The 14,459-nt window shown below is 62.4% G+C and carries 12 protein-coding genes and 1 pseudogene; 6 read left to right on the top strand and 7 right to left on the bottom strand.

The features are described 5' to 3' along the window. Positions 1–512: 512 nt before the first annotated feature. From ACSQ20_RS23970 to ACSQ20_RS23955, 4 genes are all read right to left on the bottom strand, one after another. A complete protein-coding gene (locus ACSQ20_RS23970) occupies positions 513–4,955 on the bottom strand; it encodes a response regulator (RefSeq protein WP_436024880.1) in 4,443 nt (1,480 codons plus the stop codon). A 184-nt stretch (positions 4,956–5,139) separates the two neighbouring features. Then, on the bottom strand, positions 5,140–5,379 hold the full coding sequence (locus ACSQ20_RS23965; RefSeq protein WP_436024878.1) for a DUF1289 domain-containing protein: 240 nt from the start codon (positions 5,377–5,379) through the stop codon (positions 5,140–5,142). After that, positions 5,376–6,443: a threonine-phosphate decarboxylase CobD gene (gene cobD / locus ACSQ20_RS23960; protein ID WP_436024876.1), complete on the bottom strand. Its 1,068-nt coding sequence runs from the start codon at positions 6,441–6,443 to the stop codon at positions 5,376–5,378. The genes ACSQ20_RS23965 and cobD overlap by 4 nt, the downstream gene beginning before the upstream one ends. A gap of 14 nt (positions 6,444–6,457) precedes the next feature. Further along, on the bottom strand, positions 6,458–7,480 hold the full coding sequence (locus ACSQ20_RS23955) for a CobD/CbiB family cobalamin biosynthesis protein (protein ID WP_436024874.1): 1,023 nt from the start codon (positions 7,478–7,480) through the stop codon (positions 6,458–6,460). 194 nt (positions 7,481–7,674) lie between these two features. Between ACSQ20_RS23955 and ACSQ20_RS23950 the strand changes: the two genes are divergently transcribed. Beyond that, the gene (locus tag ACSQ20_RS23950; RefSeq protein WP_436024872.1) at positions 7,675–9,165 is read left to right on the top strand and encodes a cobyric acid synthase; all 1,491 of its coding nucleotides are present in this window, start codon (positions 7,675–7,677) and stop codon (positions 9,163–9,165) included. Positions 9,166–9,593: 428 nt separating this feature from the next. On the opposite strand, the gene ACSQ20_RS23945 is transcribed toward ACSQ20_RS23950, so the two are convergent. Beyond that, the gene (locus ACSQ20_RS23945; RefSeq protein ID WP_436024871.1) at positions 9,594–9,959 is read right to left on the bottom strand and encodes a hypothetical protein; all 366 of its coding nucleotides are present in this window, start codon (positions 9,957–9,959) and stop codon (positions 9,594–9,596) included. Between the two features lie 476 nt (positions 9,960–10,435). Here ACSQ20_RS23945 and ACSQ20_RS23940 point away from each other — a divergent pair, with 476 nt between their 5' ends. Together ACSQ20_RS23940 and ACSQ20_RS23935 are read left to right on the top strand one after the other, a co-directional pair. After that, entirely contained in the window at positions 10,436–10,765 is a 330-nt protein-coding gene (locus ACSQ20_RS23940) for a TfoX/Sxy family protein (protein ID WP_436024869.1), read from the top strand. 76 nt (positions 10,766–10,841) lie between these two features. Beyond that, a complete protein-coding gene (locus ACSQ20_RS23935; protein ID WP_436024867.1) occupies positions 10,842–11,120 on the top strand; it encodes a penicillin acylase family protein in 279 nt (92 codons plus the stop codon). Here the strand turns inward: ACSQ20_RS23935 and ACSQ20_RS23930 are convergent. Continuing rightward, positions 11,117–12,331 (bottom strand): RNA-guided endonuclease InsQ/TnpB family protein, encoded by a 1,215-nt coding sequence (locus ACSQ20_RS23930; protein ID WP_436024865.1) that lies wholly within the window; start codon positions 12,329–12,331, stop codon positions 11,117–11,119. The genes ACSQ20_RS23935 and ACSQ20_RS23930 overlap by 4 nt on opposite strands. A gap of 22 nt (positions 12,332–12,353) precedes the next feature. Between ACSQ20_RS23930 and tnpA the strand changes: the two genes are divergently transcribed. The 3 genes and pseudogenes from tnpA to ACSQ20_RS23915 all read left to right on the top strand — a co-directional run bounded on the left by tnpA (position 12,354) and on the right by ACSQ20_RS23915 (position 13,748). Next, complete coding sequence (gene tnpA, locus ACSQ20_RS23925) at positions 12,354–12,755, top strand: IS200/IS605 family transposase (protein WP_436024863.1); 402 nt, start codon at positions 12,354–12,356, stop codon at positions 12,753–12,755. A gap of 116 nt (positions 12,756–12,871) precedes the next feature. After that, positions 12,872–13,291 (top strand): annotated as a pseudogene (locus tag ACSQ20_RS23920) (penicillin acylase family protein); the annotation flags it as partial. 61 nt (positions 13,292–13,352) lie between these two features. Then, a complete protein-coding gene (locus ACSQ20_RS23915) occupies positions 13,353–13,748 on the top strand; it encodes a penicillin acylase family protein (protein WP_436024861.1) in 396 nt (131 codons plus the stop codon). Between the two features lie 31 nt (positions 13,749–13,779). Here the strand turns inward: ACSQ20_RS23915 and ACSQ20_RS23910 are convergent, their stop codons facing one another. Continuing rightward, positions 13,780–14,157: a hypothetical protein gene (locus tag ACSQ20_RS23910; RefSeq protein ID WP_436024859.1), complete on the bottom strand. Its 378-nt coding sequence runs from the start codon at positions 14,155–14,157 to the stop codon at positions 13,780–13,782. Between the last annotated feature and the right edge of the window lie 302 nt (positions 14,158–14,459).

Raw genomic sequence — 14,459 nt, 5'->3', positions numbered from 1 at the left:
CTACAGCCGCCCAGCGGCGGAACCCGGATGGGCACGCGCCAGATTGTATTTCAAGGTGTTGACATCAATTATCGATTCAAACTTATGAAAAAGCAAAAAGTTGAAAAACGGATAACAGTTTCGCCCGCATATTGCATTCCATTACGCTTGCGGCGATGAACGTGGATGCACGGCATATGCTGGCCCCCAATTACAGCAGACGATTCCATCGCACATTGAAGCAGACCGGGGCCAACCGAAGCTCCCGAAAAAGCTCACCGTCCGTGGTGCATACCCTAAAAGGTGAGCGTTTTCGGGAGCAGTTTGCAGTATTTCCGCCCGAAAACGCACCACTACACGGCTTTTGAGCCGGGCATCAGGCGCAAATAAGCGCTTCAGACAGGTTTCACGGCTAGTCAGCAACCAAAATACGCCGAAAACAGCGGCGTTCCCCGAAAACCCTCACCCGTCGCGCCGCACGCTCCCGAAAACGCTCACCGTATGGACACACGCGGCAATGTCGATGTCGCAACTCATATCGACCGGCCTGCTTTTTCGAACGACGGCGGTGGTGTGCCGCGGCCAGTCGGGACGGTCGCGCTACCCGTTCCAGCCGACAACCGTGCGGCCATGGCCGCATTGAGCAGCGCCTCCATCTGTTCGCGGTTGTACGGCTTGCGAAGCATCGTCGCATCGGCCAACGCCTCGTGCTTGTCGCCGTCGGGCAGTTCGTCGTAGCCCGAAGCAAAAATGACGCGCAAGCCCGGCTGCAACGCAATCGCACGCATCGCAAGCTCGTCGCCCGACAAATCCGGCAACGCGATGTCGGTCACGATGACATCGAACGTATGCTTGCCGAGTAGCGCCAGCGCTTCGGTGGCGTCCGCCGCTTCCGCCACCGCGTGCCCGAGATAGGTAAGCATATCCGCTGTCGTGAACCGAACCATTGGGTCGTCGTCGACCAGCAGCACTCGTCCGCGCCCGCGGTGCGCCGCACGCGTGTCAGCCGCGAGGGCCGCGCTCGGGCTCGCGGGCGGCAACGCCGGCTGCATCGGCTTGCCGCGAACTTGATGACGCAGCACATGGCGAATCTTGCGCGCAAGCGCCTCGCGGCTATAGGGCTTGCTGAGCAGATCGACGCCGTCGTCGAGCCGCCCGCCATGCACGATCGCGTTGTCCGTATAGCCGGACGTGAACAGCACGGCGATATTCGGCAAGCGTTCGCGGGCCTTGCGGGCCAATTCCGGGCTTTCGAGCGGCCCCGGCATGACTACATCGGTAAACAATAGATCGATCGGCACCCCGCTTTCGACGATCGCAAGCGCGCTTTGCGCATCCTTCGCCCGCAAGACGCGATAGCCCAATTCCGACAGCAAATCGACCACCGTCCCGCGCACGTCTTCGTCGTCCTCGACCACGAGAACCGTTTCAGTGCCGCCCGTGATCGGCCCGGCATCGACCTCCGTTTCGATATCTTCGGGTTGCCGGGCACGCGGCAAATAGAGGCGTACGGTCGTGCCCTGTTCGAGTTCGCTATAAATCTTGATATGTCCGCCCGACTGCTTGACGAAACCATAAATCATGCTGAGGCCAAGCCCGGTACCCTGGCCCTCGGGCTTCGTCGTGAAAAACGGCTCGAAGACGCGCTCCAGCAAATCAGACGGAATACCGCAGCCGGTATCGGTCACGGCGACCATCACATATTGGCCCGGCGTGACGTCAGGATGGCGAGCGACGTAGACGTCGTCGAGAAACGCGTTGCCCGCTTCGATCGTCAGTTTGCCGTGGCCCTGCATCGCATCGCGCGCGTTGATGGCCAGGTTCAGCAGTGCGTTTTCCACCTGGACCGTATCGACAAACGTGTTCCATAACCCGCCCGTGATGACGGTCTCGATTTCGATGCCTTCGCCAAGCGAGCGGCGCAGCATGTCGTCGATGCCGCGAATCAGCCTGCCGAGATTGACCGTTTTCGGCGAGAGCGGCTGGCGCCGGCCGAAGGCCAGCAATTGCGATGCGAGCCGCGAGCCGCGAGCCGTTGCCGCAACCGCTGTCTGCAGCCGCTGCTCCGCGCGCAGATTGCCGGAAACGTCACGGCTCAAAAGCTGAAGATTGCCGGCAATGACCTGCAGCACGTTGTTGAAATCGTGCGCCACGCCGCCGGTCAGTTTGCCGATTGCCTCCATTTTCTGGGCTTGGCGCAACTGTGCCTCGGTATGCGCGCGCTCCGCGATAGCGGCGGCCACGCGACGCTCGAGCACCTCGTTCGCCTCGCGCAGAATTTCTTCGGCCTCCTTACGATCGGTAATGTCGATGATGGAGCCGATATAACCGAGGAATTTGCGGTCGTCGTCGAACCGGGGCACCGCGGCGCTCAACACCCAGCGGAATGCACCCGTCGCAGTCTGTACCCGGTATTCTGCCCGAAACGGCACGCGTTGAGCATGCGCCGCGAGAAACGTCTGGTGCGAGACCTCACGATCATCTGGATGCAACGCAGCCCACGCGCCCTCGCCGACCGCTTGCTCCAACGTCTGCCCCGTGAATTCGCACCAGGGCTGATTCAGATAATCGAAGCCGCCATCTGGCGCGCTGATCCACATCATGACGGGCGCATGATTGGCCATATTTCGAAAGCGTGCCTCGCTCTCGCGCAAATCGCGTGTCGCCTCGCGCCGCAGCCGTGCCATATCGAGGTTGGCATTGACGCGCGCTACCAGTTCGCGCGCGGAAAACGGCTTCGTCAGATAATCGTCCGCGCCCGACTCGAGCCCTTCCACGCGTGCTTCCTCGCCCGCACGCGCCGAAACGATGACAACGGGCAGATCGCGCAGCGCGGGATCGGAGCGAATTTCGCGCAGCAGTCCGAACCCGTCGAGGTTCGGCATCATCACGTCGCTAATGACCACATCGGGCAGGCGCCGACGGATGGCCGCGAGCGCGTCGAGCCCGTCGGCGGCCGTCTCGACTTCCCAGCGCCCTTTCAGCAATCGGCCGATGTAGCGGCGCATGTCCTCGTTATCGTCGACGACGAGCACGCGCGCGCCCATCGTGCGGCTGCCGAACGCGAAATCCGGCAGCTCGTCGGCGCGCTCGGCCGGTTCTTCCTCCGGCGCCGAGCCGCCGCGCGGGAGCCAACGCAGCGCTTCCTCGACATAAGCGTCCGCCCGTTGCGAGGTCCACGCACGCGAGCGCTCCTGACCGATGCGATCAGCCGCCAAATGCACGGTGCCGAACGGAACGCGCACCGTGAATGCCGTCCCCCGTCCGGGCTCGCTGTCGACACCAATGGCGCCCCCGTGCAATTTGACAAGTTCGTGCACGAGCGCAAGGCCGATGCCGGAGCCCTCGAACGAGCGGCTACGCTGCCCTTCGACACGATGAAAACGCTCGAACAACTGCGGCAATTCACGCGTGGGAATACCGACGCCGGTATCGCGCACGACAAGCTCCGCTGCCAGCCCATCATCTGCCGCCCGTGTGAGTATTTCGATCTCGCCCTCGAACGTGAACTTGAACGCATTCGACAGAAGATTGAGGACGATTTTTTCCCACATGTCGCGATCGACATAAACGGAATGGGGCAATGTTTCGCAATGGATAGACAATTTCAGCCCCGCGCGCTGCGTGGCCGATTCGAAATTGGATGCGAGCTCGGCCGTAAACTTGGCGAGGTCGACCGGCTCGAAGGTCGCCACGACGCGACCTGCCTCGATGCGCGAAAAGTCGAGCAGCGAATTGACAAGTTTGAGCAGTCGCAAGCTGTTGCGATGCGCAGTCTGCAGGCGGCGGCGTTGCGAAGACGGCAGCGCATCCGGCGACGGATCGTTCAGCGCATCTTCGAGCGGGGCCAACATCAACGTGAGCGGCGTACGGAATTCGTGGCTCACGTTCGAAAAGAACGCCGTTTTTGCACGGTCGATTTCGGCCAGCGCTTCGGCACGCCGCCGTTCTTCTTCATACGCTTGCGCCTGCGCCACCGCGGCCGCAATCTGGCCTGCGGCCAACGCGAGGAAGCTCCGGTAGTTGCGATCGTAGAGTCGGTACGGATTGAGCCCTACTACAAGCACGCCAGCACGCCCCGTTTCGCCACCCGGCATCACCGGCAGCAGCACCGCCTGCGCCGGCGCATCGCCCCATGGGCCGCTTGGCAACGGACCGATGCGTGTCGGCAAATCGGATACGAGCACGGGCTTACGCGTACGCAACACGTCGCCAACGGGCCATACCGTGGCGTCGTCTCGCGCGATGCTGGCAGGCGCGGCGCGGTGACCATGCTCGATGCCGCATGCGCATGCCAGTTCCAGCGCAGGCGCGTTGGGCGCCTCGGCCATGTAGATCATGGCGAACGGCAGATCGCGCGCGTTAGTGGCCAAGGCCTGCGCACTGCGCGCACAGGCATCCTGCCACGTGCGCGCATGCGTGGTACCGGCGGCCAACTCGCGCAGCAGCGCAAGCTGGCGTTCGCCCATTACACGTTGCGTGTCGTCCGTATTCGCACAGATGATGCCGCCGACGGCGCCATCATCATTCGGAATCGGGCTGAACGAGAAGGTGTAATACGTTTCCTCGGGGTAGCCGTTGCGCTCCATGACGAGCAATTGCGCTTCGACGTAAGTCCCGCGGCCGCCGTTCATCGCGGCATCGAGCATCGGCTCGATGTCGCTCCATATCTCGCCCCACACTTCTTTCATCGGCCGCCCGAGCGCCCATGAATGCTTGCCACCGATGATCGACTTGTAGGGATCGTTATAAAAGTAGACCAGCGACTTGCCCCACCCTATCCACATCGGCTGGCTCGAATTGAGCATGATGCGCAGCGCGACCTTCAGGTTCTGAGGCCAACCGTCGGGCGCGCCGAGTGGAGTCGAGGTCCAATCGAACGCACGAATGAGCCCGCCCAGTTCGCCGCCGCCCGACAGGAAATCGGCATCCTGTTCGTTGCGCAGTGCGCGCGATGTGCTCGATGCATCGGTCATGTGGCCGTTCCTTGCTTTCCCGTTCAAGCAAAGATATCGCCGCTCCCGGCAAAATCCAATACGCTTTTCGGCCAAATTGCGCGCGGACGTTAAATAAATATTGGGCACAAATAATGCGCCGCTTTCCCTCGGCAAGACTGGCAAGAATTACTGCGCATTGCCGGCACACTTTGCACATGCATGACTAACATCGTGCCGAAAGCGTATTCAGAATGCGAAGCTTGTCGGTGTCATCAAGCGACTTCCATGCCCTGATCTCGTCGATCGTGCGCCGGCATCCGGTGCAGCGTTGTCGGTCGCGGTCGAGCCGGCAGATGTCGATACAAGGCGAGCCAACCGGCCGCAGCGCCTGAGCACAAGCAATCGCGCGGTCGAGTTTTCTCACCACTGCCGCATCGGACAATCGTTCGTCGTTTTGCGTCATCGAGTAGCCTCGCGGCGAAGGCCGAACATACGGCCCAACGCAGCGTCGAGCCGCGTCCATGCGGGCTCGTCGGCGGGCAGCCCAAAACGCAACCCCGGCACGGCTTCGAAGCGGCGCACCCAGATGGCCTCGCGCGCAAGGTACTCGTGCCATCGCTTCGCGTCTTCATCGCGCACCCATGCGAAAAGCGGTGTGTGCGCGGCACGCCAACCGTGGCATTCGAGCAGGCCAACAAGGCGCGCGCCGGCTTCGCTCAAACGTGCCCGCGTCTCGCGCTGCCATGCCTCGTCGAGCAGCGCAGCCCGCACGACCGAGCGGGCCGGCCCAGACACGCTCCATGGTCCGCGCAGGCCACGCATCATGCGATCAGTCGCATGATCGGCGAGGACGAAGCCGGCGCGCGCACCGGCCAAGCCGTAGAACTTGCCTACCGAACGCAAGACAATCAGGCCTTCGAGATCGGCCTTCGTTGCGACGCTGATGTGCGGGAGTGCATCGGCGAACGCCTCGTCGACGATCAGATAGCCCCCACGCGACGCCACTTGCCGATGCCAATCGAGGATCGTCTGAATATCGAACGATTCCGCGCCCGGATTGTTCGGATTCACGACGACAAGATGGCGTAAATGGGCGGGCAGTGCGGCGCCCGGTGCGAGTATGAAACCGGCGGCGTCGCGCTTGTCAGCGAGCGGCTCGGTGACGAAGCGCTCGACGCTAAAGCCCGCGGCTTCGAATGCGGGTGCATATTCACCGTAGGTCAGCAAGCCGATGCCAATGCAGCCGCTGCGCAAGACTTGCGGCAACATGCGGATCGCTGCTTGCGTGCCTGCGACGGCGAGCGCGCGCGGGCTGCCGTAGTGGTGCGATGCGATCGCCTCGAGGCCGTCATCATCGTCGGGCAGGCGCAACCATGCGTCGCCGTCGATTGGCGGCACAGGGTAACCGCGCGGATTGATGCCGGTGGACAAATCGAGCCAGCGCTCGCGCGCAATGCCATAGCGATGCACGGCATCGGCGAGATTGCCGCCATGCGGCACGAGTGCGGGAAAACCGGATAAGGACATGATGCGTTCGAAGTTCAAACCGTAATCATCATTGATAAAAGCGCGAGCAGCGCCAACGCGGCGAGCCACAGTGCGAGCGCGCGCTTCACGAGCGACAGCGCACGCCCCACATCGCGAGTGCTCGGCGCGTTGCCTGTGCCAAGCGGGGGACGGCTTTCGTCGATACCGTGATAGCGGGCCGTTCCGCCGCATGCGACGTTCAAGCTGCCTGCGCCGCTGGCCATGACGGGGCCTGCGTTCGGGCTGTCCCACGCGCTCGCTTGCGTGCGCCAGCATCGCCACGCGGTGCGCGTATCCCCGCATAACGCATAGGCCGCCGCCGTCAATCGCGCGGGCACGTAATTGGCGAGATCATCGAGGCGCGCCGCGGCCCAGCCGAAACGCACAAAGCGCACGGTGCGATAGCCCCACATTGCGTCGAGCGTATTGATCAGCCGATAAGCAAGCGCACCGGGACCACCCGCTACGGCGAACCAGAAGAGTGCTCCGAAGATCGCATCATTGCCGTTTTCCAACGCCGATTCGACGGCCGCTCGCGCAACAGCCGATGCGTCGGCATCGGCGAGTTCGCGCGTCACGATGCGCGAGGCCAATGCGCGCGCCTGCACGAGGTCGCCCGCGGCCAATGCGCTTTGGATTGGCGACAGGTGGTCGACGAGACTGCGCGTGCCGAGCGCGAACCACAGCAGCGCCACGTGAACGACACACGCGAGGGCAACCGGCAACCAGCACGTCAGCATCACGGCGATCGCCACGGGCGGCACGACCGCCAGCACCCACGCCAGCACGCCGAGCATGCGCGTGACCGCGTTTCGATGCGGCCACGCAGCGCTTGCATGCTCGCTCGGCCGCAACCCATCGTCGCGATGATGGTCGCGATCGTGATCGTGATTGAGTGCGCGCTCGATTCGCTTAGCCATATGCCCGAACGCGACCAGCGGATGCCCGCGCCGCGGCTCGCCCACCCACGCATCGACCGCCACGCCTGCGCCAGCGAGCGCAGCCGTCGCAGCAAACGGAAGCAGCAGCGTCATCATCGCTGCGTCTGCCACATGCTATGGCCCTCAGCGAATTCGGCCCGATCCGCCTGATAGCGCGGCTGTGAAGGCCTTGCATTTTCATACGTGCAAGTGCCGATGACATAATGCTGCCCATTCGCGCGTGCCTTGCAATGGCTTGCGCGCCCGTGCGCAACAGGCGCAGCCCACCCGATCACGGCAGGAAGACCACGATGCCCGGCGCACTGATGATTCAAGGAACGAGTTCCGATGCGGGCAAGAGCACGCTCGTCGGCGCGCTTTGTCGAATTGCCGCGCGCGCCGGCAAACGCGTCGCACCGTTCAAGCCGCAAAACATGTCGCTGAACAGCGCCGTGACCATCGATGGCGGCGAGATCGGCCGTGCGCAAGCGTGGCAGGCACTCGCGGCGGGCATCGCGCCGGAGACGGACATGAACCCCGTGCTGCTCAAGCCGAACAGCGATATCGGCGCGCAAGTCATCGTGCACGGCCGCGCACGCGGCAATCTGGACGCCCGCGCCTATCACGCCTACAAACCGACCGCGCTGCAAGCGGTGCTCGAATCGTTCGAACGGTTGCGCGCGAAAAGCGACCTCGTGCTCGTCGAGGGTGCCGGCAGCCCGGCCGAAGTGAACCTGCGCGAGGGCGACATCGCGAATATGGGCTTCGCGCAAGCTGCCGATTGCCCCGTGGTGCTCGTCGCCGATATTGATCGCGGCGGCGTCTTTGCGCAGATCATCGGTACGCTCGCATGCCTCTCGGACGCCGAGTGCGCGCGCGTCAAAGGCGTCATCATCAACAAGTTCCGCGGCGACGTGGCGCTGCTTCAGCCCGGCATCGACTGGGTGCAGGCACGCACCGGCAAACCCGTGTTCGGCGTGGTGCCGTTCGTGCCCGGCCTGTGGCTCGATGCCGAGGATATGCTGCCATCCGTCGCACATGCACCCGCTCACGGCGATGCGGCGAGCACGCTGCGCGTCGTCGTGCCGGCGCTGCCGCGCATCAGCAATCACACCGATTTCGATCCGCTGCGCGCGCATCCGGATGTCGATTTCCGCTACATACGAAGCGGCGAACCGCTGCCCGCTGCCGATCTTGTGATTCTGCCCGGCAGCAAAAGCGTCCAGCGCGATCTCGCCTGGCTGCGCGAACAAGGATGGGAGACGTATTTGCGGCGCCACTTGCGTTATGGCGGAAAAGTCATCGGCATTTGCGGCGGCATGCAAATGCTTGGGCGCGAATTGCGCGATCCGCTTCGCATCGAAAGCGATGCCGAACGCGCACAGGGCTTCGGCTTGCTCGATTTCGATACGTCGCTTGCGAACGACAAACGCCTGGTCAGGATCGAGGGCAGGCTGTCGTCCGGGACATTCGGCAATGCCGCCGTACGCGGATATGAGATTCACATGGGCGCTACGGAGGGCGCTGCGCTCGCACGGCCGGCCATGTGGCTCAGCGATGGCGCCGCGATGCGGCCCGAGGGCGCGATATCGGAGGATGGGCAAATCCTTGCCACCTACCTGCACGGTCTCTTCGATGCGCCCGATGCGTGCGCGGCGCTGTTGCACTGGGCCGGACTCGTCCGCGACCCATGCGCCGAACGCATCGACCACGACGCACGCAAGCTCGCGTCGATCGACACCCTCGCCGATGCCGTCGAGACGCACGTCGACATGCAAGCGCTTTGGGGCTTGGTCGCATAAGCGAAGTACACGCCAGGTCGAATGCATGGTCCGCTCAGTGAAAAGAACGGGCTAGTCTAGCGGCTTGGCCTGCTTGCGTCGACCGTCATGCTCGCGGCGCCGTTTCGCTCCAAGCCGCCGCGCTCCCGAAAAACCTCACCATAGAAGCTCGCGCATCGAATCGAAGCGCAGCCGCATGCTCAACATCTTCTCCCGAAAAGTCTCACCTTGCGTCACGTCGGGGGATACGGTTAGCGGAATTTGCGAATCGCTTTCACGCGTACAAAATTGCATACATTAGCCACCGACGTCGTATGCGACTCCCGAAAACTCTCACCTTTATATATCGCAGCAGGGTAGAATTCGACATGCCCTGCATGGTCCCGAAAAAGCTCACCTTTCGAGCATTTCATGCAGCGATTCGACCACCTCCTGAAAACCCTCACCTATCAGCGCGAGTCTTTCGAGAAGACGCTAGCGGCCTTTTCCTTGATGCGTTGCCAAAGCGTCTGGTAACCGAGGTCCTGCCATCGTGTCAGTTCCAGCATTTTGATTTTGACGCCCGGTACCGCATCGGCTGATTTCGACCGGCGTATGCCGCGCAATTCCATAAAGACGGTCGTGCGTGTCCACCGCGTGCCGTTTGGGTGTTCGGGCGTCGGAGGGAAATTGGCAACCTGTCTGGTTACGCCCTCGTAGACCCCCGGTCCAGGCATCCAAGGAGGCAGGGTATTGAAAGCCCACGTCTTGTGCGCGGTGCTCTCGGCCGCCTGGGGCGCCCAGCCGGTGGCGCCGATTCCGAATTCCTTCGCCACATCCGATGGCAGTCGCTCGCAACTAACTGTAGGGGCCCAGGCGCTTCGAATCGCGGCCGCTCCTGTTTCACGAAAGCGCGCGCGTACCGGAAGGCCCATCGGGGGAATTGGCACAGGCGGGTAGTTGGCTCTAAACGGATGCACCGTTGTGAAGCCGATGGTCGATGGGCGTCTTGTCGGCCTAACCAATGCATCGCCCTTTGCCTCTGCCGTTTCGCCCGCATCCTCCGGACGCTCGGGTCGTGATCCAAAACCATTGACTCCACCGAGATTCACGATGACGCCCTCCTGAGTATGATTTGATGGCGAAGCTTATCGGCGGGTCCGCTTCGCCGCAGCGAAGCTGCGAACAATCGCTACGCGAAGCGAAGCGCGAAAAACCACGAGGCCGAGCCGCTACATCACGCCAATGAGGATCGCCTATGCTGTCACCTGCACGCTTACATATCGACGCAACCGACAGGAAGCACAATGCAATGGCACGCGATCACGGGCTGGAAGCACTATTGAACGAGGAATTAGGCAGCGTTTCAGGGCTCACGGAAAAAGCGATGTTCGGCGGTTGGGCATGGCTCGTGGACGGCAATCTTCTTTGCTGCGCGCGCGATGACGGCATGCTCGCACGGCTCGGCAAGAATCAAGACGGGTGGGCGCTGGAAGTGCCCGGCATCGAGCCGATGTTCTCGGGCGAACGACGGATGCATGGCTGGGTACGCGCCGCGCCGCATGCATGGGGCAATGATGCGCTACGCGGCAAGCTCGTGCAAAGTGCGCTCGCGTTCGTCAGAACACTGCCTGCGAAATAGCGATTGGCGATTAGCGATGACTGCGTCAATCGAATCGAAGGCAAAAGCATCAACGAGAAAATCGCGTGCGGTGAGCATGCTCGTCTACGTGATCGGCGCCATTTGCGTGACGGCGCTGGCGTTGGCGATGGCCGCGCTGTTCATCGTTCGCGCGAGCCTGCCGCAGCTCGACGGCGAGCGCGTCGAGCGTTCTCTCGGGGCTGTTGTGCGGATGGAGCGCGATGCGCTGGGCGTCGTCAGCTTGTCCGGCACTTCGCGTGACGACCTCGCTTATGCGACAGGTTTCGTGCACGCGCAGGATCGCTTCTTTGACATCCTCTCCGCCCTGAAGGACGGAGATTCCTACCGCGCTTAGGCCGCGATGGCCTGAGTCACTTCGGCGGGCTCCTGCTTCTTCGAGCGGCCTGACCGCACCGTCTCTCCACAGGCTAACAAGCGCTGTCCGCGCTCTAACACATTGATCGCGCCGACGTAATCGGCGTTTGCTTCGTGGCCGCAGCGCACGCACGCAAACAGCGCTTGTGTCTTGCGGTTTTCCGCTGAAATATGGCCGCATGACGGGCACGTGCGGCTCGTGTTCTGCGGCGGGACGGCGACGAAAAAGCCGCCGCGCCACGCCGTCTTGTACTGCAACTGGCGGCGAAACTCGAACCAGCCTTGGTCGAGAATCGACTTATTGAGTCCGGACTTCGCGCGGACATTGCAGCCCTGCGCGTCGGCCGTACCGGCTGCTGATTTGCTCATATTGCGCACCTGCAAATCCTCGACGGCGATCATTGCGTGGTTTTTACTGATCGCATTCGATGCTTTGTGCAGGAAGTCGTTGCGCGCGTTCGCGATGTGCGCATGAATGCGCTGAACGCCGGCCTTCGACTTTTTCCAGTTCGACGAACCTTTGACCTTGCGGGCCATGCGCCGCTGATACTTCGCGAGGCGCTGTTCGTGCTTTTTGAAGCTCGCCAGCGGCACGATATACGTGCCGTCGCTCAGCGTTGCGAAGCGGGTCACGCCGACGTCGATACCGACCGCCGGGCCGTGCGGAACCGATTGCTCGACTTCGCGCTTCGTCAGGATCGAGACGTACCACTTGCCCGCGCGCAGCGATACGCTCGCGCTGCGCACTTCGCCGAGTACATCGCGGCTATTGCGGTAACGCAGCCAGCCGAGTTTCGGAACCTTGATGCGGCCATTGCTGCTATCGATCGCAATCTGATTCTTGTCGGGGAATTGGAAACCGTCGTGCTCGCCCTTGCGCTTGAAACGCGGGAACTCTGCGCGCTTGGCAAAGAAGTTTTGGAATGCGCGATCGCAGTCCTGCGTCGCCATCATAAGCGAATGGCGCGGAGCTTCAGCGAGCCATGGCGTATCAGCGCTGTTGCGCCACGCCGTCAGGTGCTTGCCAATCGCGAACTTTCCGATGAACTTCCCGCCCGCCGCGTGGTTTTCCTTCTGCAACGCCAGCGCCTTGTTATAGACGAACCGGCACGCGCCCGCGAACCGGCGCATAGTGCGCGCTTGTTCGCCGGTCGGCATGAGTTCGAATTTGAAGGCTTGGAGTCGTTCCATAGGCCAAAGTATACTTTGGCCTATGGCCATCGACAACGACATCCGGCGCGAATGCCGCTGCGTTTTCTTGATGCGCGCACATTTGGTCTTCGTGACCAAGTATCGGCGTGGCGTGTTCACAAAAGAGATCATCGACGATCCGCACGTCATGTTCGCCAGCGTGTGCGCCGACTTCGAGGCTGAACTGGTGGAGTTCGACGGCGAGGACAACCACGTACACCTTCTGGTGAACTATCCGTCCAAAGTTGCCGTGGCGGCACTCGTGAACAGCCTGAAGGGTGTTTCGAGCCGCATGATCCGCAAGAAGAACTGCCCGAGCATGCGGCGCAAGCTGTGGGGCGGTGCGCTTTGGTCCCCGTCCTATTTCGCCGGTAGCTGCGGCGGGGCGCCTCTCTCAGCGATACGCGAGTACATCGAGCAATAGCGAACGCCGCACTAAGCGCCCTAGACGGACGGCTCCGGCCGTCCGCGCGGTCCCTCCTCCCGCTGAACGGGGACGATTGCCGCGCATTTGTTCAATATGGCGAAATACGTCGGACGTTGGCGCGGTCGGCGTTACAGCAGCGCGTATCGCCGGAATTGCTCGCCTTTATGCTGCCCACGTCCAGTCATTGGGACGCACCGCTCGATCGCGTATCGATGCCGCGCAGCGCGTCGATCATACCTGCTCTGCCCGAGTGGCTGCGCACGCCGCAGCCCGAACCACTGAAACAAAACCATACACAAACATCGACACTCGCACTCGATTGCGATCCACTCACGTGCGGCACTCTTTCGATAACGGGCAGCAACGCTTGGGCCGTCGATGCGGCGCATAGTGCCGGGCATCACGCAATGATCGCCAGCGACATGCACCTTTCGTTAGGACTGCCGAATATCTGGCATCGCATGTCGCTTGCGTATCGCGCAACGAACGGTGACGTGCGCCGAGTAACCGGCGTGACGCTGCCGGGCACGCCGACGGTGACAGCCGGCAGCAACGAGCAAGTCGCCTGGGGCTTTACGAACAGCTACGGCCGTTTTGTCGATCGACCGCGCGATTTCGGAAGTCACACTGGAGCGCGGCTCGCTCGAACGGGCGAGTTGGGGAGCACACAACCGTGCGGCCATCATGCATCCGTTTGCGCGCATGGTGCCAGCGCCGTTTTCCGCGCTGCGCCGGCTGCTCGCCGCACCACAGGAACCGCTTCCAGCCGACTCCAACATGCCGCGCGTGCAGGGGCAGTCGTTCGGTGCCTCCGAACGCATGGCCGTATCACCCGGACACGAGCAGGAAGGAATTTTCCATATGCCGGGCGGCCAGTCCGGCAACCCTGCTTCACCGTATTTTCTCGCGGGCCATCAAGCCTGGGTCAGGGGAGAGGCAACCCCATTTGAACCGGGCGCGGCCGAGCATCGCCTCGTGCTGCGGCCGTAGGCACCGCGCACCGCTCACCGCTCACCGCTCATCACGTGTGAGACGACGCTGCCCATGTTGCAATGACCAGAAGCACAAACCCCACCACAGCGACAGCGGCGTGCACGACGACGAGCCATTTTGGCAGTGCCAGCATCTTCCAGTGATAGCAGAGGTTGAGCACCGCGCCGCCTGCCGCTGCGAGTAAAAAGAGGATCAGCGCGGCGAGCGCCAAGCCCGGTAACCCGGTGACAGCAGCGGCGTAGAGCAGCAATGTCAGCGCCGCGGCGGCAGCCACGCCGTGCAACATCGCAAGCCACGCTGGCGGGTGGGGTTGGCCGGCAAAACGCATACCGGCCATCGTCAAACCACCGAGCGCACCGAGCGCCAGCAGCACCGTTGACGTTTTCAATACCAATGCGAGTTCCATGGCGTACTCCGTAACGAACGCGGTATCCGTACCGTGCCAACATAGTGTTAGACGTCGCGTGTTTTCACCGCGTTCCGACAGCAAGCACCGCAATTTTCTTGCCGGCGAAGCCTCCAGCCAGACCCGTTTGCATGGAAAACGCATAGATGACAACTGCAATGCTCGAATTCCCTGCCCTCAATTTCCTTCTTTTCGCTAAAGACGCCTCGTATGCGTGTCGTTATTAAGACATCGATTCGCAGTTCAGCCATTGCCATCAAGAGCAACGCAAGCGCGACGCCAATCGAGGGACGGGTCCTAAA

The organism is Trinickia sp. LjRoot230 (assembly GCF_964253315.1).
Taxonomy (GTDB): Bacteria; Pseudomonadota; Gammaproteobacteria; order Burkholderiales; family Burkholderiaceae; genus Trinickia.
This window is presented reverse-complemented; position numbering and strand designations above follow the sequence as displayed.